The organism is Actinocorallia libanotica (assembly GCF_039525175.1).
GTDB lineage: Bacteria > Actinomycetota > Actinomycetes > Streptosporangiales > Streptosporangiaceae > Actinocorallia > Actinocorallia libanotica.
Window position 1 is genome coordinate 25,343 of sequence record NZ_BAAAHH010000036.1, and the last position, 25,026, is coordinate 50,368.

Consider the following 25,026-nt stretch of genomic DNA (forward strand, 5'->3'; position numbering starts at 1 on the left):
TGTCCCGCCGGGGCCCGTCTCGTCAGAGGCGTGACGCCGCGTCAGCGGCGGCTCTTCTTGGACTTGTAGTTGTAGATGTAGACGTTCTGGTGCTGCTGCTGCTGCAGCTTCTGCTGGTTGTTGCGCAGGTTGCGGTGGTTGTTGTGGCTGGTGTGGTGGCGCCTGTTCCAGCGGTTGCCGTTGTTCCAGCAGCCGCGGTTGCCGTTGTTCCAGCGGCCGCCCCAGTCCTCCCAGTCGTCGTCCCAGCAGTCCCAGCCCCACCAGTCGTCGTCGCCGCCGTATTTGGCGACGGACGAGGCGGCCGTGGCGGTCTGCGTGGTGGTCGCCGCGGTGGCCGGGGCTCCCAGGAGGGAGGCGCCGAGGACTGCCGCGCCGATGGCTCCGATGGTTTCCTTGATCATGGTCTACCTCCAGTGATGAAGTGCGACTAAACGGCATCTGTCCACCATCGAGTATTGAGAAATGTCTAGTTCGATCTTCGCTCGGTCAAAACCGGTAATGAGTGGGTTCTGCCGGGTGGAATGTCCTATTTGTTAGGTGAATGGCGTGCCGGAAAAGGCGGGAAGGGCCGGGGAAAAGGAAAAGCCCCCCGGGAACACTGGGTTCCCGGGGGGCCGGTCAGGCCGTCATCGTTCCGGCCTCAGCCGCGACCGTCAGTCGATCCGGAAGTGGATGCCGCCGTACTGGTTGCCGCTGTAGTTGCCGCTGTAGTTGCCCCAGCCCTGGCCCCAGTTGCCCCAGCCGTGGTGGCCCCAGCCGTGGTGGCCCCAGCCGTGGTGGTGGCCCCAGCCGCGGTGGTGGCCGCCACCGCACCAGTTGTCGCAGCCGGCCACGACGGTCTGGCTGCCGGTGGTGGTGGTGCTGGCCTCGGCCGCGGTCGCCGCCGCCGGGGCTCCGAGAAGGGCGGCGCCCAGAGCGACGACGCTGAACGTCTCCTTGATCATGTCTACCTCCAGAGTGAAGATGTGACTAAACGGCATCTGTCCGCCATTTGGTATTGGGAAATGTCCGAGCTGTTCTGCTGTTGGTCAAAACACCAGGCGGGTCCGCTCCGTCAACTGGAACATGTCGGCGCCACGAAGCTGCGCTCGAGAGAAGTAAATCCCCCGGAAACCGAGAGGCTCCCGAGGGACACGGACTCTGCTGCAAGCAGAATCGGACAGATTCGACAACTAACTCTTCTCAGAGTCGTGTGCTCGGTAATCGGGAAGGTCAGCGGCGGCGGTCGTCGTCCCGTCCGTTCTCCCAGTCGCGCCCGTTGTCCCAGTCGCGCCCGTCGTCCCAGTCCCGGCCGTTGTCCCGGCCCTCGTCCCACCAGTTCCGGTGGCCGCGGATCCGGAAGTTGTCGCTGTAGTACGGGTAGTACCTCCAGCTTCCGCGGACGTGGACGCGGTAGACGCTGTGGTGGCCGGCGCGGACGGACCAGTCGGCCCTCCCGCGCCAGTCGGTGCGCTCGCAGTCCACGGTCCTCCAGCCGCCCCACCGCCGCATCTGCAGGCAGGCCTGGACGCCGCGGGCGGGCTCGCGGTCGATCGCCTCGCGGACGCGGATGCGGACGGCTCCCCACCGTCCCCGGCGGTCGGTGTCGATCCGGACGGTGAGCGCCTCCCGCCGGGCCGCGGAGGCGGCCTCCGCGGTCTCGGCGGAGGCGGTGCGTTCGGCGGCGGCCGTGGCGCTCCCCGGCGCGCTCGCCAGCGTCATTCCGAGAACCGCGGCTCCCAGCGTTTCCTTGAGCATGTCGACCTCCAGATATGAAGTGTGACTTGGTACGGCATCTGTCCGTATTTGAGTATGGAGAAATGTTGTTTTTATTCAGTGATCGACCAAGCCGTTATTGGAACGGGGTTATTGGGGGGAAATGTCGTTTGTTTGGGCGGAAGGGGGCGGGGAACAAAAGACCCCCGGAAACCCGATGGTCTCCGAGGGCGCGCGAAGGTCCGGCTCGATCCGTGTCTCAGCGGGGCCTCAGGTCGGCCTCCTCGTCGGCGTCGAACGCCCTGCTGCGGAATCCCTCGTAGTCCCGGGTGGGCGGAATGAGGATCCGATAGGTCCGCCGGGGATTGGCCAGCCAGGTGATGTGGCCCTTCTCGTCGGTCTCCGCGCACTGGAAGGTGCGGAAGCCCCTCCTCTTGATCTGCAGGCAGACCTTGAGGTCCTTCACCGCGTCCCTGTCCTCGTCCTTGACGATGACCCGGATCCGGCTCAGATTCCCGAAGACCTCGGTCCAGACCCTGATGCGGACGGAGAGCTCCTCTTTCGGGACCGCGGCGGCCTGCGCGGCCCGCCGGGCGGGGTCCGCCGCCGTCGCCGCGGCGGCGGGCGCGCTCACCAGCGTCGCGCCGAGGATCGCGGCTCCGAGTGTTTCTTTGATCATGTCTGCCTCCGGCTGTGAAATGCGGCTGTGGGCCGCCCATCCGGCGTTAAGGGTCATCCGTTTGTCGCCGGGGTCGATCGGATCGGCCGCGGGGACGGAAGGCCCGCGGGAAAGAGAAAGCCTCCGGAGACCGGTGGGCCTCCGGAGGCGGGACCCCCGGGCCCGGCCCGTGGTCTCGTCCCTTCGCCTTCGGGTGGGTCAGGGGCGCGCGGTGGGGCCCCTGACCCGCACGGGCTCAGATGTCCAGGTTCTCGTCGGCGTCGAACGCGCGGCTGGTGAAGGCGTTGAAGCCGCCACCGGCGGGGACGCGGACCTGGTAGACCCGGTTCGGGTTCACGTCGAACCGGACACGTCCGTCGCTGCCGGTCAGCCCGCAGGTGAGGATGGGGAAGCTGCCGGCCGCGTTCCTCCTCCGCAGGCAGACGTTCTTGCCGGTGACCTTGTTGTCGTCCTCGTCCTCGAGCGTGACCCTGATGCGGCTCAGGTTTCCGACCACATCGGTCCTGACCCGGATGGCGACGGAGAGGTTCTCCTGTGCGGCGGCGGTACTGGGGAAGGCGCCCGGGGTCTGCGCCGTCGCCGTGGCCGGTACGCCGCACAGGGTCGTGCCGAGGACCGCCGCTCCGAGTGTTTCCTTGATCATTTGCCTGCCTCCAAATGCGGAAGTGTGACTAGTACGGCATCTGTCCGGCATTCGGTATGGGGAAATGTCTGCCTTTCGCTATTGTTGGTCAAGAGTGATTTTGTGCGGTACGGTCCCGCGAACCTGTTGGATGAGGGCGAATTCCCGCTCTGTTGCCTATTGGGTTATTTGTCCGGCTCTACTGTGTTTCACAGGGAGCTCGGCGGGACAAAGGGCACACCGACGCGCTGGTGGGCCTGCTCGACGTAGCGCTGGTGGACGCCGTGGCGGAGGGTCCTGGTGATGGCCTCGCCGGCAGCGCGGGCGGCCAGGGGGGTGAGCGGGGTGCGGGCGTGCAGGCCCAGCAGGCGCTTGGCCCAGCCGGGGAGCAGGTCCGTGGCGACCCGGCTGACGAGCTGGGTGGTGACCTGGCTGACCCTGTCTTCGCCGTAGGGGCCGCGCAGGAAGCCGATGGCCTCCAGGGTCTCCTCGCTGACGGTGAGGCGGGGGCGCATCATGGCGAAGTAGTCCTCGACGTCGGCGCGGGACTTCGGCACGTCCGTGGCGCCGAGCTTCTCGGAGATCACCGCGTACTGGGCGAAGTACTCGTCGATGCCCTTCCCCTTCAGCGGCCTGGGGTGGTACCGCAGGTGGGCGCGGGCGGCCTGGTAGGCCTGCGTGGTGCCGGTCCAGATGATGTCGGCGGACTCGGTCGCCGAGTAGGGGCGGCCGTCGGGCATGGTGCCGTGCACCCGGGTGTGCATCTTCCGGACGATCTCCGCCAGCTTCTCGGCGACCGGGGTCGAGGCGAAGGACATGCCGCGGATGAAGCTCGCGGTGAAGCCGAGCCGCCGGATGGGGTCCTGGAGGTAGTTGGAGTGCTGGTTCGTGCCGTGTGTGACGGGCTCGTTCAGGGTGCCCAGCAGCAGTCCCGAGACCCCGCCGAGCACGCCGGTGACGTCGGTGTGCACGTACCACAGGGCGGAGCCGGGACCGAAGAGCCCGGGATCGCCCACGGGCTCGGTGTACTGCTCGCCGGGCAGGTGGGTGGCGGCGAGCAGGGACCAGTAGGACTCGTCGATCATCGCGCGGAGGTTCATGCCGCCCATCCTCACGCAGTCGTGAGACAAAAGACAAGTCTTGTCTCACGGCTAGGCTGTGGGCCATGTCGCCCCAGGAGAAGATCATTGACGCGGCGGAGGAGTGCTTCGCCAGGTTCGGAGTGGCCAAGACGACCGTCGAGGACGTCGCGCACGCGGCGGGCATGTCGCGGGCGACGCTCTACCGCAACTTCTCCGGAGGCCGGGACGAGCTGATCCTCGCGGTCTTCCTGCGGGACGTCGGACGCTTCCTCGACCGCATGGGGGAGCGGCTGCCGCAGGAGTTCACCCCCGCCGAGGCCGTCATCGCCGGGGTCATGGACGCCGTGGAGTTCGTGCAGGGCGAGCCGCGCTTCGCCGCGCTGTTCGTGCCCGAGGCGGTGGGCCACACCCACAACGTGGTGAGCCAGGCCTCGCAGCGCGCCCTGGACCTGTGCGCCGAGCGGGTCGAGCCCTACTTCGCCGCGGCCCAGCGGGCGGGCCTGCTGCGCGCCGAGCTCGACGTCGCGGGGACGGTGGAGTTCCTCTTCCGGATGATCGCCTCGCTCAGCCTCGCCCCCCTGGTCCGCGACGAGGAGGAGACGCGGCGGTTCCTGCGCCTGTACGTGGTGCCCGCCCTCGTTCCCTGATTCCGGACGCGCACGGGGCGGGTAGCGTGCGTCCCGTGAAAGCCGAAGCAGCGGAGCAGCGTTCCGGCCGGGGCATCAGCCCGGTCTTCCTCGCCATCGTGGGCTTCACCGCCGTCTGCGGGTGGATCGCCTGGGGGTACGGCGACGCGGTGGGCGAGCAGCCCGCGCGGCTCGCGGTGTTCGGGTTCGTGGTGGGCGCCTGGATCGTGTCGCTGTGCCTGCACGAGTTCGGGCACGCCTTCCTGGCGCACCGCTTCGGCGACCGGCTGATCGAGGCGCGGGGCTACCTCACCCTGAACCCGCTGAAGTACACCGACATGACGCTCAGCATCGTGCTGCCGGTGCTCTTCCTGCTGCTGGGCGGCATCGGCCTGCCGGGCGGCGCGGTCTGGGTGGACCGCGGCGCGATCCGCGGCAGGCTGCGGCACAGCCTGATCTCGCTGGCCGGGCCGCTGGCCAACGTGGTGTTCGCGCTGGTGATCGGGCTGGTCCTGGGCGGGTACGTCGAACCGGGGCACGCGGTGTTCTGGCTCGCGCTGGCCTACCTGGGCTTCCTCCAGGTCACGGCCGCGGTGCTGAACCTGCTGCCCGTCCCCGGCCTGGACGGCTTCGGCATCTGGGAGCCCTACCTGCCGCGCCCGTTCGTGCGGAAGGTGGCGCCCTGGGGCGGCTACCTGTTCCTCGGGCTCATCGCGCTGCTGTGGATCCCGGTGTTCAACCGCTGGTTCTTCGACCTCGTCTACCGCGTCACCGGCTGGTTCGGCATCGACAGCGAATTGTCCCGATGGGGACACGAGCTTTTCCTCTTCTGGCAGATCTGACTTACCCCATGGGTGTAAGTGGTGATTTACTACGCCACAACAGCCATCTTCGTCTTCTCCTGGGAGGTCCCGTTATGTCGGTCACGACCGAGACGGGGAGCACGACCTTCACGTCCCTCAACCCGGCGACCGGTGACGTCGTCGGCGAGCACCCCGTCCACGACGCGAGCGCGGTGTCCGACGCGGTCGAGCGGGCCAGGGCGGCCGCGGCGTGGTGGGGCGGGCTCGGCTTCAAGGAGCGGCGCGTCCGGCTGCTCAACTTCAAGAGCGCCCTCGCCCGCAACCTCAACGAGATGGCGCGGGTGATCCACCAGGAGACGGGCAAGCCCGTCGGCGACGCGGTGTTCGAGGCCGTCGGCGCGATCAACCTCATCGACTGGGCCGCGCGCAACGCCGGCAAGGTGCTCGGGCCGCGCAGCGTCTTCCCCGGCCTGCTGGCCATCAACCAGAAGGCGATCCTGGAGTACCACCCGCTGGGCGTCGTCGGCGTCATCGGCCCGTGGAACTACCCCATCTACACCCCGATGGGATCGATCGCGTTCTCGCTCGCCGCGGGCAACACCGTGGTGTTCAAGCCGTCGGAGTTCACCCCCGGCGTCGGCGTCCTGCTCGGCGAGCTGATGGCCGAGGCGGTGCCCGAGCACCCGGTCCTGCAGGTCGTCACCGGTTACGGCGAGACGGGCGCCGCGCTGTGCCAGGCGGGCGTGAACAAGGTGGCCTTCACCGGCTCCGGGCCGACCGCCAAGCGGGTCATGGCCGCCTGCGCCGAGACCCTCACCCCGATCGTCGCCGAGTGCGGCGGCAAGGACGCCTTCATCGTGGCGGCGGACGCCGACCTCGACGCCGCCGCGGCCTCCGCGCTGTGGGGCGGGATGTCCAACGCCGGCCAGACGTGCACCGGCGTCGAGCGCATCTACGTGGTGGAGAGCGTCTACGACGACTTCCTCGCCAAGCTGACCGAGCGGGCCCGCGAGCTCAAGGCCGGCTACGAGGAGGAGGGCGCCTCCTACGGCCCCATCACGATGCCCCGGCAGCTCGACATCATCGAGCGGCACATCAACGACGCGCTGGCCAGTGGCGGCAAGGCCGTCGTCGGCGGCCCCGAGTCGGTGCGCCGCCCGTTCGTCGACCCGGTCGTGCTGGTGGACGTGCCCGAGACCTCCGCGGCGATCTGCGAGGAGACCTTCGGCCCGACCATCACCGTCTCCAAGGTCAAGAACGTGGACGAGGCGGTGGAGCTGGCCAACGCCACCGACTACGGGCTGGCCTCGACGATCTTCTCGCGCAGCAGGTCGGCCATCGAGGTGGCGCGCAGGCTGCGCACCGGCATGACCTCGATCAACGCGGCCCTGGCGTTCGCGCTCATCCCCGGCCTGCCGTTCGGCGGGGTGGGCGAGTCGGGCTTCGGGCGCATCCACGGCGCGGACGGCCTGCGCGAGTTCGCCAGGCCCAAGGCGATCACGCGCCAGCGCTTCAAGTCGCCGCTGGACACCACCACCTTCACCCGCACGGAGAAGGAGGTGGAGCAGATCGTCAACCTGATGAAGAAGCTCCACGGGAAGACCTATCGGTAACAGAACTCTTTCGGTCCGGTAAGGAAATGATCTCCTTTCGCCGGGTCGGCCCTCTGGACGCGCACCGCAAAGGTGATTAGCGTCGCGGATGGACGACTCGGCGGAAGGAATTCACACCCATGTCTCTCGACGTCTCCCCCCAGTTGCTCGACCAGGCCAGGCAGGGCGAGATCGACGACGCCACGTTCGTCGAATGCATCCGCGACTCCCTGCCCTACGCCTGGGACCTGGTCAGCGGCCTGGTGGCCGACCTGGAGGTCGCCGGCGGCGACTTCGCCGACAACCAGACCCCGCCCCCGGACGAGCAGGCGCGCGGGCAGCTGCTGCGCCTGCTGGCCAGCGACGCCATGCGGGGCAGCATCGAACGCTACTTCGGCGTCAGGCTCGCCTTCCAGAACTGCCACAGGGTCGCGGTCTTCTCCGGTGAGGCGGCGAACTCCGAGACCTACCGCCGCTTCGTGACCGCCCGCGAGCAGATCCTCAACCAGTCGCCGCACCTGCGCGACTGCTGATCCGTGCGCGCAGCCTCGGCAGCACCTCGCTGCCGAGGCGCCGCACGTTCTCGGCCACCCGACCGGCGTCGGAAGAGCACTCCACCAGCAGGCTCACCTGACCGACACCGGGCACCGCGCAGGCCCGCGCCAGCGCCTCCACGCAGTCCTCCACCGTCCCCACCGCGTGCAGCCCGCACAACTTCCGCGCGTAGGCCGCCACGTCCGTCACCGGCCGGATCCGGCCGTCCACCGGCACGTAACCGGCCAGTCCCGGACCCAGCCAGCGGGGCAGCTCCGTCCGCACGGTCTCCCGTGCCTCCCGGCGCGAATCGGCGACCCAGGCGACACCCGTGGACAGATGCCGTACCGCCTCCGGCCCGCCGGCCGCGCGGTACCGGGTGACGGCCTCGGCCTTCTCCGCGTCGCTCGCGTGCATCCCCAGCAGCATCGGCAGCCCGAGCGAGGCGGCCAGCGCCTCCGTCTGCGGGCTCGTGCAGGCGACGTAGACCTCCGGCGGAGTCTCCGGTACGGGCACCACCGGCACTTCGCGGAAGCGGAAGAGCTCCCCGTCCACGCCCACCCGGCTCCCGGGAGCGGCCCGCAGCCAGGACAGCAGGAGCTCCAACGACTCGGGAAAGCCCGACTCCCAGCGTTCCAACCCGGTGCCGAAGACCTCCAGCTCCCGCCACGGGCCGCCCCTGCCCACTCCCAGCCGGAACCGGCCCGGCGCCACCGAGGCCAGCAGCGCGGCCTCCTCCGCCAGCGCCACCGGATGCCGTGCCGACAGCACCGCCACCGCCGTGCCGACCCCGATCCGGGAGGTCGCGCCCAGCAGATGACCGGCCAGGACGACCGGGGACGGGCACACCCCGTAGCTCATGAAGTGGTGCTCGGCCAGCCACACGTCGTCGAACCCGCACTCCTCGGCCAGGCGGGCCAGCCCGACCGTCCGCGCCAGGGCCTCGCCGGGCGTCTGGCCCGGCCACTGTCCGCAAGGGAGGAAGAGAGCAAAGCGCATGCTCCCTGACATGCCCTCCGGAGACGTCTGCGAGACTTCATCCAGAACCTTTGGAGGAGAGAGACTTATGGGTTTCCGCAAGGTGGGTGTGGTCGGACTGGGCACCATGGGCGCCGGGATCGCCGAGGTGCTGGCCCGCGGGGGCATCGACACCGTCGGCGTCGAGATCAACGACGCGGCGCTGGAGCGGGGCCGCGGCAACATCGAGTCCTCGACCGGGCGCGCCGTCAAGCGCGGCAGGCTCAGCGAGCAGGGCCAGGCGGAGATCCTCGGCCGCATCGCCTTCTCCACCGACTTCGCCGCGCTGGCCGGCTGCGACCTGGTGATCGAGGCGGTGCCCGAGCGCATCGACCTCAAGGAGAAGGTCTTCGCCGAGCTGGACAAGGTGTGCGGCCCCGACGCGGTGCTGGCCACCAACACCTCGTCCCTGTCGGTCACCGAGATCGCCGCGGCCACGACCCGCCCGGCCTCGATCGTGGGCGTGCACTTCTTCAACCCCGCACCCGTGATGAAGCTGGTCGAGGTGATCGGCACCGAGGGTTCGCGGCCGGAGTTCGTCGCCGCCGTCACCGAGCTGGTGCGCGACCTGGGCAAGACGCCCGTCACCATCGGCGACCGCGCCGGCTTCGTGGCCAACCGGCTGCTGTTCGGCTACCTCGGCCCCGCCGCGCAGCTCCTGGACTCCGGCGCCGCGGGCAAGGAGGACATCGACGCCTCCATGACCGCGATCGGCCTGCCCATGGGCCCGCTCACCCTGATGGACCTCATCGGCCTCGACACCTGCCTGGAGGTGCTGGAGGCGGTGCACCGCGACTCCGGCGAGGCACGGCACGAGCCCGCGCCGCTGCTGCGCTCCCTCGTCGCCGAGGGCGCGCTCGGCCGCAAGACCGGCCGCGGCTTCTACACCTACGAGAAGGTCGGCTCCGGCAACGTCGTCGACCCGGTCGAGGGCAAGGCCTCCACCGAGGTCTCCGACCGCCTGTACAACCCCTACCTGGAGGACGCCGCGCAGATGGTGCGCAGCGGCTACTGCAGCGCCGACGACGCCGACGCGGCGATGACGCTCGGCTGCGGCTTCCCGGTGGGGCCCGTCACCGAGCTGCGCAACCGGGGCCAGTGGGCGGACTGACCCTCCGACGGTGTGCGCGCGGAAGAACAGGCGAGACGGCGGCGGGGGCCGCGCGATGGGCGGCCCCTGGTCCTACGGGATCTCCGAGACGCGGCGGGAGCCGGACGGTGAGTGGCACGTCCGCACGGTCCTGGCCTCCGCCGCGCTGAAGACCTACCGCTGCCCCGGCTGCGACCAGACGATCCCGCCCGGGGTGGCGCACCTGGTCGCCTGGCCCGCCGACCGGGGCGGGCCGGACGACCGCCGGCACTGGCACCGTGCCTGCTGGCAGGCACGGCTGCGGAGAGGACCCAGAAAGTGAGCACCGAGATCAGGGCGAGCACGGTGCTGCCCGCGCACCGCGAGGACATCGTCCTGCACACCGCCGACGGGCTGGAGCTGGTCGGCGAGGTGGCCAGGCCCGCGGGGCGCGACCCGGTGGCCACCCTGGTCTGCCTGCACCCGCTGCCCACCCACGGCGGCATGATGGACAGCCACGTGCTGCGCAAGGCGGCCAACCGGCTCCCGGCGCTGGCCGACCTGGCGGTGCTGCGGTTCAACACCCGCGGCACCACCTCCGACCGCGGCACCTCCCAGGGCGCGTTCGACGGCGGGGAGGGCGAGCGGTACGACGTGGCGGCGGCGCTGGAGCACGCCGAGTACCACGACCTTCCCGCGCCCTGGCTGGTCGGCTGGTCCTTCGGCACCGAGCTGGCGCTCAAGTGGGGCCTGGACCCGCTGGTGCGCGGCGCGATCCTGCTGTCGCCGCCGCTGCACCGCGCCACCGACCGCGACCTGGACGCCTGGGCCGCCGACGGCCGACCGCTGACGGCCCTGGTGCCGGAGTTCGACGACTACCTGCGGCCCGCCGAGGCCGCCGAGCGCTTCGCCCGCGTCCCGCAGGCCGAGGTCGTCGGCGTCCCCGGCGCCAAGCACCTGTGGGTGGGGGAGCCGTCCGTGCGGGTGGTGCTCGACGAGATCGTCAGGCGGGTGGCGCCGGGCGCGTGGCCGCTGCCGACCGAGACGGCGTGAGGCGGCCCGCCCCCGCGGGCGGGAAACGTCCGATCGCGGCCACGGACAGATGAGCCGGGGACCGGGAGGGTATCGAACCCTGCGTCGGATGCAGTCCAAGGTGACCGGGAGGACCACGTTGAGGCAGTTGTACGCACGGGACGTCGGGCAAGGCACTCCGCTCGTACTGCTGCACGCCTTCCCCCTGTCCTCGGCCATGTGGCTGGCGCAGCGCGAACGGCTCTCGTCCCGGTTCCGCGTCATCACCCCCGACCTGCGCGGTTTCGGCGGCTCGCTGCTCGGCGACGCCGAACCGTCCGTCGAGACGATGGCCGACGACGTCGCCGCGCTGCTGAAGTCCAAGAACATCACCCGCGCCGTCATCGGCGGCGTCTCCATGGGCGGCTACGTCGCGATGGCGCTGTGCCGCCGCCACCCCGACCGGGTGCGCGGGCTCGTCCTCGCCGACACCAAGGCCACCGCCGACCCCGACGCGGCGCGGGAGAAGCGCCTGCGGATGGCCGAGCGGCTCACCGCCGAGCAGCGCCCTGACGCGCTGGTCGAGGAGGTGCTGCCCGCCCTGCTCGGCCCCACCACGATGCGCCAGCGCCCCCTGGTCTACGGCCGGGTCCGCGGCCTGGTGCAGTCCGCTCCGCCCCCGGCCGCCGCCTGGGCGCAGCGCGCGATGGCGGCCCGTCCCGACTCGACCGACACCCTGCGCGGCGTCAAGGTGCCGGCCCTGGTCGTCGTGGGGGCCGAGGACCGGCTGACCACCGAGGACGACGCCCGTGCCATGGCCGAGGCGCTGCCCAACGCCGAGCTGACCGTCATCCCCCGCGCCGGCCACCTCACCCCCCTGGAGCAGCCCGACCTGTTCGACCAGGCCGTCGCGGAGTTCACCGCCGCGGTCGCCCGCGCCGCCCCCTGACCGCGCCCGCCGGCTAGCGGGCGTCCTGGCGGGGCAGGAGCACCTCGCGGATGATGAGGGCGATCGCGGCGGCGGTGGGGATGGCCAGCAGCGCGCCGATGACGCCCATCAGGGCGCCGCCGACGAGGGCGGCGACGATCGTCACGGTCGGCTGCACGTCCACCGAGCGCTTCATGATGCGCGGGGAGATGAGGTAGTTCTCCACCTGCTGGTAGAGCACGAAGAAGACGCCGCAGGCGATGCCCTCGGGCACTCCGGTGAGGAAGCCGACGATGGTGACGATGACGCCGCCGATCGTCGCGCCGACCATGGGGATGAGGCCCGTCAGCGCCACGATCAGGGCGAGCGCCGCGGCGTAGGGGACCCCGGCGAACACCAGGAAGATGTAGGTGCTGATGCCGGAGATGGTCGCGACGGTGAAGATGCCGCCGACGTAGTTGCCGATCTGGTCGAGGATCTCGTCGCCCAGCAGCGCGACGCGGGCACGGCGCGAACGCGGGGTGAACCGGTAGAAGAACATCTTGATCTGCGGCAGGCTCGCCAGGAAGTACAGCATCAGGATCAGCACCGTGAAGGTGTTGAAGATGGCCGACAGCGCGCCCTTGCCGATGTTGAGCGTCCAGTCGGCGACGCTGGTCTGGAAGTCGGACTCCAGCAGTTTCTGCTGTGCCTTCTCCAGGAGCTTGTACTTGGCGTCGAACTCGGCGATCGTGCGGTTGTTCTGCAGCTGGGTGATGTAGCCCGGGATCTCCTTGGCGAAGTGCGAGACCTCGGTGACGATCGGGGGCACCAGCGCCCAGCCGAAGGCGGTGAAGAGCAGCAGCACGCCCAGGAACACCACGCCGACGGACTTGCCGCGCGACAGGCCCACCCGGACCAGCCGCTCCACCGCGGGGTTCAGCCCGACCGCCAGGAACAGCGCGACGATGATGAGCAGCAGGACGTGCTGGGCGCTCTGGACCGCCTGGAACAGCAGCCAGGCGACGATGACGCCGAGCGCGCCGGTGAACCCGAGCGAGAAGGGGTGGAAGCGCCCCAGTGGGCGGCCGAGCGGGCCGAAGGGCAGCTGCTCGGTGACGCCCGCCTCCCGCCGGCGCTGGTCGAGGTCGGTGATGGGGTCGGGATGCCCCGGCGCCTCGTCGCCGCCGTCGGCGGGAGGCTTTATGGGGGGCTCGACGGAAGGCTTGACGGGGGGCTCGCCGCCGGGCCGGGGAACGGTCTCCACCCGCCCCTTGCCGACGTCGGGCCCGCTCGTCTCGGCGTCCGGCGGGGGGGTGTTGTCCTGCACGCGGTCTCTCCTCGCACCCGGGGTGTCCACACTTGTAGACGCAAGAGAGCCTAAGGCCGTTCTGTGGCCTCAGGCTCTCTTTTTACAACGGGTGCCTACGGACGCCTACCGGCGGGTGAGGAGGCTCACTCCTGCCACCAGTCGTCGTCGTCGGACTGCGCGGCCTTCTTGTTGCCGGAGGCGGCGGGCTTGGCCGCGGGCTTGGGCTCGGGCGCGGAGACGGCGGGAGTCGGCTCGGGCGCCGCGACCGCGGCCGGGTCGCCCATGACCGGGGAGACGCCGCCGATGAGCTGGCGCAGCTGGTTGAGGTGGCTGGTGATGGAGTCCCGCTGGCGGGTGAGCTCGTCCACCTGGCGCTGCGCGGCGGTGCGGATGCGCTCGGCCTCGGCCTTGGTCTCGGCGAGCAGCTGCTCGGCCTGGGCCTTGGCCTCGGCGATGACGTTGTCGGAGTTCTTGCGCGCGTTGGCCATCAGCTGCTTGGCGTGCTGGTCGGCCTCGCGGCGGGTCTGCTCGGCCTGCTGGGTGGCCTTGGCGGCGCGCTGCTCGGCCGAGGAGGCGCGCTGCTCGGCCTCGGCGACGAGCTTCTGGGTGGCGGCCTGGGCGGCGGCGTGGCGCTCGGCGTCCTGGCGGTCGGCCTCCTCGCGGCGGGCCGCGAGCTGGATCTCGAACTCGGCCTCGGCCTGGGCGCGCTGGGCCTCGGACTCCTCCAGGATGCGCTGCGCCTGGGCGCGCATCTCGTCGGCCTGGCGCTTGGCGGTGGTGAGGATCTCGTCGCGCTCGCGCTTGGTGGAGGCGCGCAGCTGGGCGACCTCGCGCTCGGTGGTGGTGCGCAGCTTGGCGATCTCGCGCTCGGCGGTGGCCCGCTTCTCGGCGACCTCGTGGTCGGCGGTGGCGCGCAGCTTGGCGACCTCGCGCTCGGTGGTGGAGGTCAGCTCGTCGGCCTCTCGGCGGGCTGCGGTGCGCACCTCCTCGGCCTCGCGCTCGGCGGTGTTGCGCATGTCGTCGCCCTCGCGCTGGGCGGTGGCGCGCAGCTCGGCGGCGTCGTTCTCGGCGGTGGCGCGCAGCTCGGCGGCGTCGACCTTGGCGGCGGCCTTGATCTCGTTGGCCTCCGAGCGGGCGGCGCCGACGAGTTCGGTGGCCTGCTCCTCGGCCAGGCGCAGCAGCTGCTCGATGCGGGCGCCGAGACCGGAGTAGGTGGGGCGCTCCTGCTCCTGGAGCTGGCGGTGCGCGTCCTTCAGCTCCCGCTGGAAGGCCTCGGCCTTCTCCATCTGCTGGCGCGCCTTGTTGTCGAGCACCTTGATGTGCTCGTCGACCTGATGCCGGTCATAACCCCTGAGCACCACGTCGAATTCTTTGGACTCGGAAGACTTGCCGTCTTCGAAGAAGTTGCTGAGCTGGGCGTCGATGTCGGACTGCATGGAGGCTCAATCCTGGTGTGACGAGTGCGGCCGGGGTTCTGGGGTGAATCTCACAGACCGGTTGACGCCTGGCTGCTGGCCCAGACCTTCTTCCGGCGAGAGCAGCGTACTCTGGCCGCTGCCGTGTTGGGGGCTCATCTGAACGCACTGCGTGGATTGTCGCATTTGTTACGTTCTTCAGAGCCCCCGGATGGACGTCTCCCAGCTTGCCCTACGGACAAGTAAATCGGACTTAAAGGGATGAACATCCACGGAAGGGCCGCTCCGTGACCGCGTGATTGCGATCACGTCACGAAACAGGCACTCCTGGATGACTCAGGCTTCCGGCGCCTTCTGGACCAGTTCGGTGAGCACCCCGTGGCAGTCCTTGGGGTGCAGGAACGTGATCCGCGACCCCATCGAGCCGCGGCGCGGGGCGTCGTACAGCACCCGCACGCCCTCGGCCGCGATCGCGTCGGCCTCGGCCTGGACGTCGGTGCCGTCGGTGCCGAAGGCGATGTGGTGCACGCCCTCGCCGTTCTTCTCCAGCCACTTGGCCACCGTGGAGTCCGGCCGGGTCGGGGTGATGAGCTGGATGTAGGACGCGGCGCCGTCGCCGGTGGTGTTGATCTTGAGCATGCACTCGCGCACGCCCTGCTCCTCGTTCACCTCGAAGTGGGCGTCGGTGAACCCGTACGTCTTCTTGTAGAACTCGACGGTGGCGTCGAGGTCGTGGCAGGCGATGCCGATGTGGTCGATGCGGCTCAGCATGGGTCAGCCCCTCCAGAAAGGTCCTTGGCACTCCCTGGGTATCGTGGCAAACGGAACAACCGCTGTCCCGGGAGGCCCCCTGTTATGTCGTCTGTGATCGTCGCCGGTGCCCGCACGCCCATCGGGCGGCTGCAGGGCTCCCTCAAGGACTTCAGCGCCACCGACCTCGGCGGCCTGGCCATCAAGGCGGCACTGGAGCGGGCCGGCGTCCAGGGCTCCGACGTGCAGTACGTGATCATGGGCCAGGTGCTGCAGGCCGGGGCGGGCCAGATGCCCGCCCGCCAGGCCGCGGTCAAGGCGGGCATCCCCATGAGCACGCCCTCCCTGCTGATCAACAAGGTGTGCCTGTCCGGCCTCGACGCGATCGCGCTGGCCGACCAGCTGATCCGCGCCGGCGAGTTCGACATCGTGGTGGCCGGCGGCATGGAGTCGATGACCAACGCCCCGCACCTGCTGCCCAAGTCGCGCGCCGGCTACAAGTACGGCTCCATCGAGGTCCTCGACCACATGGCCCACGACGGCCTGACCGACGTGTTCGAGAACCGCCCGATGGGCGAGGCCACCGAGCACGTCAACGGGAAGCTGGGCATCGGCCGCGCGGAGCAGGACGAGTTCTCCGCCCGCTCCCACCAGCGCGCCGCGGCCGCGATCAAGAACGGGCTGCTCGCCGAGGAGATCGTCCCGGTGGAGATCCCCTCCCGCAAGGGCGACCCGGTGGTCTTCAAGGACGACGAGGGCGTGCGCCCCGACACCACCGCCGAGTCGCTGGCGAAGCTGCGCCCGGCGTTCGACAAGAACGGCACCATCACCGCGGGCTCGTCCTCGCAGATCTCCGACGGCGCCTGCGCGGTCGTGGTCATGTCCAAGGCCAAGGCCGAGGAGCTGGGCCTGACCTGGCTGGCCGAGATCGTCTCCCACGGCAACGTGGCGGGCCCCGACAACTCGCTGCACTCCCAGCCGTCCAACGCGATCAACCACGCGCTGGGCAAGGCCGGGCTCGGCGTCGCCGACCTCGACCTGGTCGAGATCAACGAGGCGTTCGCCTCGGTGGGCCTGCAGTCGATGGACGACCTCGGCCTCTCGGCCGACATCGTCAACGTCAACGGCGGCGGCATCGCGCTGGGCCACCCGATCGGCATGTCCGGCGCCCGGATCGTGCTGACCCTCGCCCACGAGCTCAAGCGCCGCGGCGGCGGCACCGGCGCGGCCGCCCTGTGCGGCGGCGGCGGCCAGGGCGACGCCCTGATCATCAAGGTCTGACGCGTCCGCGGTCCGGCGCGACCGCGCGGAACGGGAAGGGGGGCGCCCGCGGGCGCCCCCCTTCGGCTCACTGCGCGGCCGGATCCTGGACGATCGTCACCTTCTCGAAGCCCAGGGCCTTCAGCAGGTTCTCCAGCATCAGCTTCGTGTTGGCGTCCGCGCGCTTCTTCAGCCCGCCCGAGTCGGCCGCCTCCTGGATCTTCTGGGCGGCCAGCTGGTAGAGCTTCTGCTGGTCGCCGGGGTTGCCGGAGAAGAAGTCGCCGAACCGGTCGAGGATGCCCCGCTGGGTGGCGAACACCCGCGACTCCTCGGGGTCCAGCGCCGTCTCCTCCAACTGCGCGGGCGGCAGCGTGATCGTCGCCTCGGTGCGGTCGGCGTTCACCTTCACCGCCCCCTCGGCGAGCCGCGAGAAGTCCACATAGGCGTCCACGGTGCCCACGCCGACGAACAGCGTGCGCTCGCCCCGGATGGAACCCGGCAGGAAGCGCGCGTCCTTCTCCAGGTCCACCACCACCTGGAACTGGCCCGTCGCCGCCTCGTACCGCGACAGGTCGCGGACCGACTGCAGCACCACCGGCCCCGACCTGTCCTTGGTCCGCTCCCCGAACGGATTGGTCCAATCCGGCAGCCAGCTCATGCTCTGCGCCACCGCGTACAGCACGGCCAACGTCATCACGACGACGCCGGTCTTCACGAACAGCGCGGTTTTCGAGGGGTTCATACCCCTACATATGCCCTGCTTTTTGGTCGCGACTCCGTCGCGGCGGGCGATTCGGGCCCTTGGGCCCTGTCTTCCTTCAGATCTTGATCGCCCTGGGGGCGATCAAGATCCTCAGTCCAGACAGGGCCGCCCGAATCGCGACGGTCGCCCTTCGCGCGGGGGGCTGTGGAAGGCACCGCCACAAATTCTGTTCAAGCGGTGGGTTCTGCTCAGCGGGGCGGTCTGTTCAAGCGGTGGGTTCTGCTCGGGCTGGGCGGGCTCTGCTCAGGCGGGGCGGGGGCGGTGGCGGACGGAGACCAGCGAGCAGGAGCGGAACTCCGCGTAGCGCAGGGCCAGCCAGGCGCGGCGCTGGGTCTCCGACCAGCGGGTGAAGGGCGTGTCGGGGAGGTGGGGGACGGGGTCGTCGCGCAGCCAGGCGCTGACCTGGGCCTGCAGGCCGGTGGGCGGGGCGGGGCAGCGGGCGAGGGTGGACTCGATCTCGTGGACGGCGCGGCGGGCGTAGCCGGGGGAGAGGTCGGGCAGGTGGAAGCCGACGGTGCCGGCGTCGAAGGAGGCGGGCTCGCGGCCGGAGCGCTGCTCGATCCGGACGATGGCGTCGGGGGTGCCCGACAGGCGGGCGGCCAGGGGGGCGACGGCCGCGCTGAGCGAGGGCAGGGCCGCGGCCAGCGAGGGGTGCACGCAGACGCTCACCGGCCAGTGCCGGCAGACGCGCTTCACCTGCGAGGGGTGGCTGGCCACCCCGTCCGCGGCGTGGATGCGGGCGGTGCCCAGGGCCGTGGCGGACAGGGCGAGCAGCACCCCGCCCAGCAGGAGGCGGCGCCGGGTGATCCAGGCCAGGTGGCCCAGCACCAGGGCGGCGGCCAGGCCCGCCGCCCAGCACAGCTGGGCGGCGAGCACGCCGGCGCGCGGGGCGTCGAAGAGGTCGGCGGGGCCGGTCAGCGAGGGCGGCAGCAGCACCGTCCAGGACCCCTCGGGCCGCAGCGCGACCCAGGCGGCGGCAGCGGCGACCGTCAGCGCCACCGCCAGCGGGTGGGCCCAGGACAGGCCGGCCAGGTAGCCCGCCGCCACGTACAGGGCCAGCGTTCCGGCCCCGGCGAGGACGCCCAGCAGGTGCGTCTCGCGGAAGCCGCCGCCGGGCAGGACAGGCGCCGCCACCACCAGGGCGCCCGCCAGGTAGCCGGTCAGCGCCACCGCGCTCAGCAGCGCCAGGTCGTGCAGGGGGGCGGCGGCCGGCGAGCGGGCGGTCAGCGCCCGCAGGTAGTCGAGGTGGCGGCCGCTCATGCCGGTCCAGGCGGCCAGCCCCGCCGCGGTCGGGCCGCTCCAGCGCACCGAGGCCTCGGCTGCGCCCACCACGCTGTCCCAGTCGCGAAAGCCCTCGGGCAGCTCGCGCCAGCCGGCCACCGCGCCGAGCAGGGCCAGCAGCGGCACGGCGGTCAGCAGCGAACCGCGCCGGGCGTCCACCCGCACCACCCGGGCCACCCGCGCGATCCGCGCGGGCCGTACCGCCCGTGCCAGACCAGGCATCGCTCACCCCCCGTCGTCGCCACCGCGTTCGTCACCGACTCCTCGCGCCCCGGCCGTCCTCCCGGACGGCCGCGTCATGGCACCGTCGCCCGGCGGAGTCTGCGCTGCGGCCCGCGGACGAGGTGCCAGTGCCCGTGGCGCGGCTCGGGCCGCCGCTCCCGCGCCGGCGGGGCCGGGGGCGCGGCCGCCTCCCCGGCCGGGACGAGCCGCGTCCGCTCCAGCACGTAGACGTGGTCGCACCAGGGGATCAGCCACTCGGCGGCGGGCGCGGTGACGACCACGGTGGGGGCCAGCCCGGCCAGCAGCGGGACGAGGTCGGCCCGCGCCGCCTCGCCCAGGAGGGTGAGCGGCTCCTCCAGGAAGGCGATCTCGGGCCGGTGCACGCAGGCGGCCGCCAGCCCCGCGCGCACCCGCAGGTCCGCCGGCAGCTCGCCGTACGGCCAGGCCGCGGCGTCGTCCAGCTCCAGCGCCGTCAGCACGTCGCGCACGGTCGAGGGCGAGCGGCGCTGGTAGTAGGCGGCGTAGGAGACCAGGTCGTGCACGGTGAACCCGGCGGCCCAGCGGGCGCGGGCCGGCAGGAAGCCGATCCGGGTGCGCAGCCGGCGCAGGGCCGCCCTGGTGCGGACGTCGAGGCCGAGCACCTCGAGCCGGCCGGCGTGCGGGCGGCGCAGCGTGGCGAGCGTGGCGAGCAGGTCGGACCGGTCGGAGCGGTCGGGGCCGGCGATGCCGACCAGGCCCCCCGGCAGGCCGAAGGAGGACGGACGCAGTACCCATCGCGCGCCGTGGCGGACCCCCAGCCCCCTCGCCACGACCGCGGAAGTCTCCACGATCACTGTCAATCCCCCTCGATCCTCGCGATGCGGCACGTCCCCCGCGAACCGGTCCCAGTGCACGCCAACCCCCGTGCGGCCTGGGCTTTTGCCCGCGCATCACGCATCGACAGCGGAACTATAGCGATGCTTGGACATCGCTGTCAGCATTCTTTTGCTCACTCTCGGCGATGTCGCGTTCGGCGCGATCACGGCCGCCTCGGGGAGGGAGAGACGGGGAGCGGCGTACGAGAGGCCGCTCGGATGCGGCAGGATGGACCGTATGCAGAAGCGTGATTTCTCCCTGCACGGAGCCGTCGACCTCGCGGCTCGCGCGGCGGCGGCCAAGAAGCAGCAGGAGCGCGCCGCGCAGGCCGGGGCGGGCGGGCGACAGGGCGGGCAGTACTCCATCGAGGCCACCGACGCGACGTTCAGCGCCGAGGTGGTGGAGCGTTCGCTGCGGACACCGGTGATGGTCGCCTTCGTGGTGGAGAACGAACCGTCCTGTGACGCGCTCATGGCGGACCTGGAGAAGCTCGTCGCCGAGGGCGGCGGCTCCTGGTACCTGGCCAGGGTGGACATCGAGGTCAACCAGCAGCTGCAGGGCTACCTCCAGCAGATGCGGGTGCAGCGGCTGCCGTTCGTCGGCGTGGTCGTCCAGGGCCAGATGATGCCGTTCCTCAACAGCGTCCCGCCGGAGGCGGAGCTGCGGGCGGCCACGGCCGAGCTGTTCGCCGCGCTCCAGGAGCAGGGCCTGATGGGCGAGGCGCCCGCGGGGGCCGAGGAGCCGCCGCAGGCGGAGGAGGCCGACCCGGCGCACGCCGCGGCCGAGGACGCGCTGGCCCGCGGCGACTTCGAGGCCGCCGCCGAGGAGTTCCGCGCGGTGCTGGCCGCGGACCCCAGGGACGAGGTGGCCAAGCGCAGGCTGGCGCTCACCGAGCTGACCCTGCGGGTGAAGGGCTACGACCAGGAGCAGGTGGAGGCCGACCCGCTGAAGGCCGCCGACGTCCGGCTGCTGCAGAACGACCCGGAGGGCGCCTTCGAGCTGCTGCTCTCGGTGGTGCGCACCGCCGCGGGCGAGGAGCGGGACGCCGCCCGGGTGCGCCTGCTGGCCCTGTTCGAGGCGCTTCCCGCCGACGACCCGCGGGTGGCCAAGGCGCGGCGGGGGCTGCAGGCGGCGCTGTTCTGAGGGCGGCGGGGCGGGCGGAAAATCTGACGTTTTTTCCATCGCACGGCCCGTAGCCAGGGCTTTCGGGCGTATCCTGCAAGGGAGCCCCTGGCGTGTCAGAAGTGGAGTCAGGGCTCTCGCCTTTCTCGAGTTGAGGAGCTCCCCGTGGCCACCGCGCCCAGCGTGTCGTACTCCATCACCGTCCGCCTGGAGGTCCCCGCCGGCGGCCGCGCCGTCAGCGGGATCACCCACCACGTGGAGCACGCCGGCGGTGTGGTCACGGCGCTGGACGTGAACACGGCGGCCACGGACACGCTGCGCATCGACGTCACCATCGCCACCCGCGACACCGAGCACGCCGAGGCGATCGTCGGGGTGCTGGAGGCGATCGACGGCGTGAAGGTGCACAAGGTCTCCGACCGCACCTTCCTCATGCACCTCGGCGGCAAGATCGAGATGAAGTCCAAGGTGCCGCTGCGCAACCGCGAGGAGCTCTCGATGGCCTACACCCCGGGCGTGGCCCGGGTGTCGCTGGCGATCGCCCGCAACAAGGAGGACGCGCGCCGGCTGACCATCAAGCGCAACAGCGTCGCGGTGGTCACCGACGGCTCGGCGGTGCTGGGCCTGGGCAACATCGGCCCCGAGGCGGCCATGCCGGTGATGGAGGGCAAGGCGGCGCTGTTCAAGCGCTTCGCCGGGATCGACGCCTGGCCGATCTGCCTGGACACCCAGGACACCGACGAGATCGTGCGCATCGTGCAGTGCATCGCCCCGGGCTTCGGCGGCATCAACCTGGAGGACATCTCCGCGCCGCGCTGCTTCGAGATCGAGGCGCGGCTGCGCGAGCTGCTGGACATCCCGGTCTTCCACGACGACCAGCACGGCACCGCGATCTGCGTGCTGGCCGCGCTGACCAACGCGCTGCGCGTGGTGCGCAAGGACCTCGCCGACGTGCGGATCACGATGGCGGGCGCGGGCGCGGCCGGCAGCGCCATCCTCAAGCTGCTGATGCACGCCGGGGCGCGCAACGTCATCGTCTGCGACATGCACGGCGCCGTCCACTCCGGCCGCGCCGACCTGGACGAGTCGCTGCGCTGGATCGCCGAGCACACCAACGCCGACGGCTACGACGGCGACCTCAAGGGCGCGGTCAAGGGCGCCGACGTGTTCGTCGGCGTCTCGGCCCCGGGCATCCTCACCGGCGACGACGTGGCGGGCATGGCCCCCGACTCCATCGTCTTCGCGCTGGCCAACCCCGAGCCGGAGGTCAGCCCGGACGACGCCCGGGAGCACGCCGCGGTGGTCGCCACCGGCCGCAGCGACTACCCCAACCAGATCAACAACGTGCTGGCCTTCCCCGGCGTCTTCCGCGGGCTGCTGGACGCGCAGGCCGACGCGGTCGACAGCGACATGCTGGTGGCAGCGGCCCAGGCGCTGGCCGGGGTGGTCACCGACGCCGAGCTGGGCCCCAACTACATCGTCCCCAGCGTCTTCCACCCCGACGTCACCACCGCCGTCGCGGCGGCCGTGCGGGAGGCGGCGGGCGGCCGCAAGGCCGACTCCGACGAGGAGGGGTGATCAGGCGCCCGTGATCGCGGGGGTGGCCCGGACGGCCCCGGACCGCGGCGGGAGCCCGGCGGCGCGGGCGGCGGTGGAGGTGCTGCGGTAGGCGGCCCAGCTGCGCTGGATCCGCGACGCCTGTCCCGGGGTGAACTCGCTCATGCAGTCGTCCCACGAGTAGTTCATGAAGTTGTGCACCGGGTCGAGCCCGTCGCTCCGGCAGGTGTCCCTGCCCTTGGGGCAGCCCTCGGTGGGCGTCGCCTCGTCGGGGGTGTCGTCGACGCCGTCGCCGGGCGCGCCGCAGCCGTTCTCGAAGGTGTGGAACAGGCCGAGCCAGTGGCCGACCTCGTGGACCGCGGTGTAGCCGAGGCTGAAGTGCGGGAACGGGCCGCCCGGCAGGCTGCGGTGGTCGATGATGACGCCGTCCACCAGCGGCGCCTCCTTGTGCGCTTCGGGGAAGGTGGAGTGGCCGAGCACGTCGGTGCCGACGGCGGCGCTGTAGAGGTTGAGGGTCTCGGGGCCGCCCTTGCGCAGCAGGATCTTGTAGTCGCCCTCGTGCTGGTGGGGCTTGGCGAACCAGGTGTCGTTGGCCAGGGTGTCGACGGAGACGAGCCGGAAGCGCACACCGGTGTCGGCGCCGCCCTTGCGGCCGCCGTAGGCGTCGTTGAGGGTGGCGATCTGCCGGCGGACGCGGTCCATCCCCGGGTGGCCCTTGCCGGAGGCGTCGGTGAGCACGTGGAAGGCGACCGGCACGGTGAAGGAGGCGGGCGCCCTGCCGGGGACCCTGCGGTCCAGGGCGGTGATGCTCTTGCGGACGAAGAGCGGGTCGGTCGCGGGGGCGTCGCCGGCGAAGCGCATCTGCCGTGCGGCGCTCCCGGGGGCGCAGTCCGCGACGGCGGGGGCCTGCCGGGCCGCCGAGGCGGCGGTGGCCGAGGCCGACACCGCCGTGACCGTGAGCATGACCGCAACGCCTCGCCGCATCCGTCCCCCGACCTGCCGTGCGCTGAATTCGCAGGCAGACTACATGATCACGAATGCGGCGGTGCGGTGCGCGGCCAAACGTTTACTCCTCGGAGCCGCCGGGGGCCATGCCCTCGTAGATCTCCTTGCATTCGGGGCAGACCGGGAACTTCTTGGGGTCCCGGTTGGGCACCCAGACCTTGCCGCACAGCGCGATCACCGGGGTGCCGGTCAGCGCGCTCTCGGTGATCTTGGCCTTCTTCACGTAGTGCGCGAAGCGTTCATGGTCGCCGTCACCGTGCGAGAGGTCCGGACGGACATCGGTGTCCGGCTTGATCATCGTTCCCGTGCCGCCCTGGCCGGGCTCGTAAGTCGGATCGCTCATCCGTTCAGTTTAGTGACGGATCCTCGGGATACGTCGCGACGAAGGCCAGGTCGCCGCCCTGCCTGCGCAGGACCGCCTGCCAGAGCCGCTCGGGATCGGCGGTGAAGACGTCCTCCGGCTCGGCGGCGAGCACGTACCAGGTGCCCTCGGCGAGCTCTGACCGGAGCTGGTCAGCACCCCAGCCGGCGTACCCGGCGAAGACCCGGAAGCCCGCGAACTCCTCGGCCAGGGCCTCCGGCGGGCCGTCCAGGTCGACCAGCCCGACCCGCGCCAGGGCGGGCACGCCCTCCAGCGCCCGCCAGCCGAGCGGCTCGCCGGTGCCGGGCAGGCGGGCCAGCGCCAGCGCGCTGTCCAGACCCACCGGTCCGCCCTGGAACACCACGTCAGGACGGTCGGCCAGCTCCGCCCAGCCCGGCAGGATCTGCCCGACCGCGACCTCGGTGGGCCGGTTCAGCACCACCCCCAGCGTCGCCTCCTCGGGGTCGTGGTCGACCACCAGGACCACGCTCCGCCGGAAGTTGGGGTCCTCCAGGACCGGCGTGGCGACCAAGAGCCGGCCGGGCCGGATGACGTCCTCCTGTTCCCGCATGGCCTCCATCATCGCCTGTCTCCAGGGGCCTGCGGCACGCCGTTCGGAGAACGGACGCGGCGTTGCGCCCACCGAACCGGGGCGTAACCGCCACAATGAGGGGTAAAGAAACGATCAAGCGATGCTCTCGGGAGGCGCGGGGATGCAGCCGGTCAGGGTGATCATTGCAGCGATCTTCTTCGTGATCGGGGCGCTGATCGTGATTCCCGCCTTCACCGGCGGGAACGACACTTCGGACGCCGCCTCCACGGGGGAGCCGACGCCGACGGGGACGCCGCCGGCGGCCTCCACTCCGGCGGAGAGCCCGACGGCGACACGGAGCGCCTCGCCCACGGCGACCAGGACCCCGCCCCCGACGGCGACCCCGACGCCCAGCCGGACGGCGACTCCGAAGCCGTCCACGCCCCCGCCGAGCCCGTCCACGCCGCCGCCCGCGCCCACCAAGACCACCGCGCCGCCCGCGCGCTCGCTGACGGTCGCCTTCGGACGGGTCGACTGCCCCGCCAAGAAGATCAGCGTGCAGGTCACCAACGACACGGGGACCGGCCAGGGGTACGCCATCACCCGCGACGGCTCGCTCGTGCTCGCCGACCAGCTCGGCCCGAACGCCTCCCGGACGTCCTGGGTGACGCTCACCGAGGACGAGCGGGTGGTCGTGCGGGTCACCCGGGACGGCGAGCCGGTGAAGTCCCGCGCCTACCGGCTGAACTGCCGCAAGGCCGCGGCCGGCGACGGTCCGGCGGGCCCGGACGCCGCCGAGCGGCTGCCGCACACCGGCGCCGACGACACGGTGATGGTCGCGCGGATCGCGACCGGCGTCGCCGCGATGATCACCGGCGCGATCATCCTGTGGTGGGGCGGCCTGTGGCCGCGCCGCCGGGAGAACGTGTTCGGCAGGGCCGAACGGGGGTAGGT

The 25,026-nt window shown here is 71.4% G+C and carries 29 protein-coding genes; 12 read left to right on the forward strand and 17 right to left on the reverse strand.

Translation table 11 applies throughout. The annotated features are described in order from the left end of the window. Nucleotides 1-41: 41 nt before the first annotated feature. From ABD140_RS31885 to ABD140_RS31910, 6 genes are all read right to left on the reverse strand, one after another. Nucleotides 42-401 carry a hypothetical protein gene (locus tag ABD140_RS31885; protein WP_344245159.1) on the reverse strand — a complete coding sequence of 120 codons (360 nt, stop codon included), beginning with the start codon at nt 399-401 and terminating at the stop codon, nt 42-44. A 252-nt stretch (nt 402-653) separates the two neighbouring features. Then, the gene (locus tag ABD140_RS31890) at nt 654-944 is read right to left on the reverse strand and encodes a hypothetical protein (protein WP_344245161.1); all 291 of its coding nucleotides are present in this window, start codon (nt 942-944) and stop codon (nt 654-656) included. 268 nt (nt 945-1,212) lie between these two features. Then, complete coding sequence (locus ABD140_RS31895; RefSeq protein ID WP_344245163.1) at nt 1,213-1,737, reverse strand: hypothetical protein; 525 nt, start codon at nt 1,735-1,737, stop codon at nt 1,213-1,215. Nucleotides 1,738-1,954: 217 nt separating this feature from the next. Then, on the reverse strand, nt 1,955-2,374 hold the full coding sequence (locus ABD140_RS31900; RefSeq protein ID WP_344245165.1) for a hypothetical protein: 420 nt from the start codon (nt 2,372-2,374) through the stop codon (nt 1,955-1,957). 235 nt (nt 2,375-2,609) lie between these two features. Further along, nucleotides 2,610-3,017: a hypothetical protein gene (locus ABD140_RS31905; protein WP_344245167.1), complete on the reverse strand. Its 408-nt coding sequence runs from the start codon at nt 3,015-3,017 to the stop codon at nt 2,610-2,612. Nucleotides 3,018-3,205: 188 nt separating this feature from the next. Then, nucleotides 3,206-4,096, reverse strand: coding sequence for an oxygenase MpaB family protein (locus tag ABD140_RS31910; protein WP_344245169.1), 891 nt, complete (start codon nt 4,094-4,096; stop codon nt 3,206-3,208). Between the two features lie 65 nt (nt 4,097-4,161). Between ABD140_RS31910 and ABD140_RS31915 the strand changes: the two genes are divergently transcribed. The 4 genes from ABD140_RS31915 (at nt 4,162) to ABD140_RS31930 (ending at nt 7,632) form a co-directional block, all read left to right on the forward strand. Then, complete coding sequence (locus tag ABD140_RS31915) at nt 4,162-4,725, forward strand: TetR/AcrR family transcriptional regulator (protein ID WP_344245171.1); 564 nt, start codon at nt 4,162-4,164, stop codon at nt 4,723-4,725. A 35-nt stretch (nt 4,726-4,760) separates the two neighbouring features. Next, the gene (locus tag ABD140_RS31920; protein ID WP_344245173.1) at nt 4,761-5,546 is read left to right on the forward strand and encodes a site-2 protease family protein; all 786 of its coding nucleotides are present in this window, start codon (nt 4,761-4,763) and stop codon (nt 5,544-5,546) included. A gap of 74 nt (nt 5,547-5,620) precedes the next feature. Continuing rightward, nucleotides 5,621-7,120, forward strand: a complete 1,500-nt coding sequence (locus ABD140_RS31925) for an aldehyde dehydrogenase family protein (protein ID WP_344245175.1) — start codon at nt 5,621-5,623, stop codon at nt 7,118-7,120. Nucleotides 7,121-7,239: 119 nt separating this feature from the next. Further along, nucleotides 7,240-7,632, forward strand: a complete 393-nt coding sequence (locus ABD140_RS31930; protein WP_344245177.1) for an SCO5389 family protein — start codon at nt 7,240-7,242, stop codon at nt 7,630-7,632. Here ABD140_RS31930 and ABD140_RS31935 read toward each other — a convergent pair. Continuing rightward, nucleotides 7,601-8,632 (reverse strand): LLM class flavin-dependent oxidoreductase, encoded by a 1,032-nt coding sequence (locus tag ABD140_RS31935; RefSeq protein ID WP_344245179.1) that lies wholly within the window; start codon nt 8,630-8,632, stop codon nt 7,601-7,603. The two genes, ABD140_RS31930 and ABD140_RS31935, sit on opposite strands and share 32 nt — an antisense overlap. Before the next feature lie 67 nt (nt 8,633-8,699). Here ABD140_RS31935 and ABD140_RS31940 point away from each other — a divergent pair, with 67 nt between their 5' ends. The 4 genes from ABD140_RS31940 to ABD140_RS31955 all read left to right on the forward strand — a co-directional run bounded on the left by ABD140_RS31940 (nt 8,700) and on the right by ABD140_RS31955 (nt 11,679). Then, nucleotides 8,700-9,761 (forward strand): 3-hydroxyacyl-CoA dehydrogenase, encoded by a 1,062-nt coding sequence (locus ABD140_RS31940; protein WP_344245181.1) that lies wholly within the window; start codon nt 8,700-8,702, stop codon nt 9,759-9,761. Nucleotides 9,762-9,771: 10 nt separating this feature from the next. Beyond that, a complete protein-coding gene (locus ABD140_RS31945) occupies nt 9,772-10,062 on the forward strand; it encodes an ATP/GTP-binding protein (RefSeq protein WP_425544170.1) in 291 nt (96 codons plus the stop codon). Next, nucleotides 10,059-10,772, forward strand: coding sequence for an alpha/beta hydrolase (locus ABD140_RS31950; RefSeq protein ID WP_344245183.1), 714 nt, complete (start codon nt 10,059-10,061; stop codon nt 10,770-10,772). Before ABD140_RS31945 ends, ABD140_RS31950 begins: the two co-directional genes overlap by 4 nt. Before the next feature lie 88 nt (nt 10,773-10,860). Continuing rightward, entirely contained in the window at nt 10,861-11,679 is an 819-nt protein-coding gene (locus ABD140_RS31955; protein WP_344245185.1) for an alpha/beta fold hydrolase, read from the forward strand. A gap of 13 nt (nt 11,680-11,692) precedes the next feature. On the opposite strand, the gene ABD140_RS31960 is transcribed toward ABD140_RS31955, so the two are convergent. The 3 genes from ABD140_RS31960 to mce all read right to left on the reverse strand — a co-directional run bounded on the left by ABD140_RS31960 (nt 11,693) and on the right by mce (nt 15,135). Continuing rightward, on the reverse strand, nt 11,693-12,967 hold the full coding sequence (locus tag ABD140_RS31960; protein ID WP_344245187.1) for an AI-2E family transporter: 1,275 nt from the start codon (nt 12,965-12,967) through the stop codon (nt 11,693-11,695). Between the two features lie 125 nt (nt 12,968-13,092). Continuing rightward, a complete protein-coding gene (locus tag ABD140_RS31965) occupies nt 13,093-14,385 on the reverse strand; it encodes a DivIVA domain-containing protein (RefSeq protein WP_344245189.1) in 1,293 nt (430 codons plus the stop codon). Between the two features lie 315 nt (nt 14,386-14,700). Continuing rightward, a complete protein-coding gene (gene mce, locus ABD140_RS31970) occupies nt 14,701-15,135 on the reverse strand; it encodes a methylmalonyl-CoA epimerase (protein WP_344245191.1) in 435 nt (144 codons plus the stop codon). 84 nt (nt 15,136-15,219) lie between these two features. Between mce and ABD140_RS31975 the strand changes: the two genes are divergently transcribed. Next, on the forward strand, nt 15,220-16,395 hold the full coding sequence (locus tag ABD140_RS31975) for an acetyl-CoA C-acetyltransferase (RefSeq protein ID WP_344245193.1): 1,176 nt from the start codon (nt 15,220-15,222) through the stop codon (nt 16,393-16,395). Between the two features lie 67 nt (nt 16,396-16,462). Here the strand turns inward: ABD140_RS31975 and ABD140_RS31980 are convergent, their stop codons facing one another. The 3 genes from ABD140_RS31980 to ABD140_RS31990 form a co-directional block, all read right to left on the reverse strand. Next, nucleotides 16,463-17,116 (reverse strand): DUF4230 domain-containing protein, encoded by a 654-nt coding sequence (locus tag ABD140_RS31980; protein ID WP_344245195.1) that lies wholly within the window; start codon nt 17,114-17,116, stop codon nt 16,463-16,465. A gap of 264 nt (nt 17,117-17,380) precedes the next feature. Continuing rightward, entirely contained in the window at nt 17,381-18,640 is a 1,260-nt protein-coding gene (locus ABD140_RS31985) for a hypothetical protein (RefSeq protein ID WP_344245197.1), read from the reverse strand. 74 nt (nt 18,641-18,714) lie between these two features. Then, nucleotides 18,715-19,473: an ATP-binding cassette domain-containing protein gene (locus ABD140_RS31990; protein ID WP_344245199.1), complete on the reverse strand. Its 759-nt coding sequence runs from the start codon at nt 19,471-19,473 to the stop codon at nt 18,715-18,717. Between the two features lie 259 nt (nt 19,474-19,732). On the opposite strand from ABD140_RS31990, the gene ABD140_RS31995 reads away from it, so the two are divergent. Further along, nucleotides 19,733-20,638, forward strand: coding sequence for a co-chaperone YbbN (locus ABD140_RS31995; protein WP_344245201.1), 906 nt, complete (start codon nt 19,733-19,735; stop codon nt 20,636-20,638). Nucleotides 20,639-20,782: 144 nt separating this feature from the next. Continuing rightward, the gene (locus tag ABD140_RS32000) at nt 20,783-22,195 is read left to right on the forward strand and encodes an NAD-dependent malic enzyme (RefSeq protein ID WP_344245203.1); all 1,413 of its coding nucleotides are present in this window, start codon (nt 20,783-20,785) and stop codon (nt 22,193-22,195) included. Here the strand turns inward: ABD140_RS32000 and ABD140_RS32005 are convergent, their stop codons facing one another. The 4 genes from ABD140_RS32005 to ABD140_RS32020 form a co-directional block, all read right to left on the reverse strand. Then, nucleotides 22,196-23,137, reverse strand: coding sequence for a zinc metalloprotease (locus ABD140_RS32005; protein ID WP_344245205.1), 942 nt, complete (start codon nt 23,135-23,137; stop codon nt 22,196-22,198). It abuts the gene before it with no gap. 103 nt (nt 23,138-23,240) lie between these two features. Continuing rightward, entirely contained in the window at nt 23,241-23,477 is a 237-nt protein-coding gene (locus ABD140_RS32010) for a DUF3039 domain-containing protein (RefSeq protein WP_425544171.1), read from the reverse strand. Nucleotides 23,478-23,526: 49 nt separating this feature from the next. Beyond that, on the reverse strand, nt 23,527-24,111 hold the full coding sequence (locus ABD140_RS32015; RefSeq protein ID WP_344245209.1) for a YqgE/AlgH family protein: 585 nt from the start codon (nt 24,109-24,111) through the stop codon (nt 23,527-23,529). Between the two features lie 114 nt (nt 24,112-24,225). Beyond that, nucleotides 24,226-24,618: a hypothetical protein gene (locus tag ABD140_RS32020; protein ID WP_344245211.1), complete on the reverse strand. Its 393-nt coding sequence runs from the start codon at nt 24,616-24,618 to the stop codon at nt 24,226-24,228. Between the two features lie 10 nt (nt 24,619-24,628). On the opposite strand from ABD140_RS32020, the gene ABD140_RS32025 reads away from it, so the two are divergent. After that, nucleotides 24,629-25,024, forward strand: a complete 396-nt coding sequence (locus ABD140_RS32025) for a hypothetical protein (RefSeq protein ID WP_344245213.1) — start codon at nt 24,629-24,631, stop codon at nt 25,022-25,024. Nucleotides 25,025-25,026 lie beyond the last annotated feature (2 nt).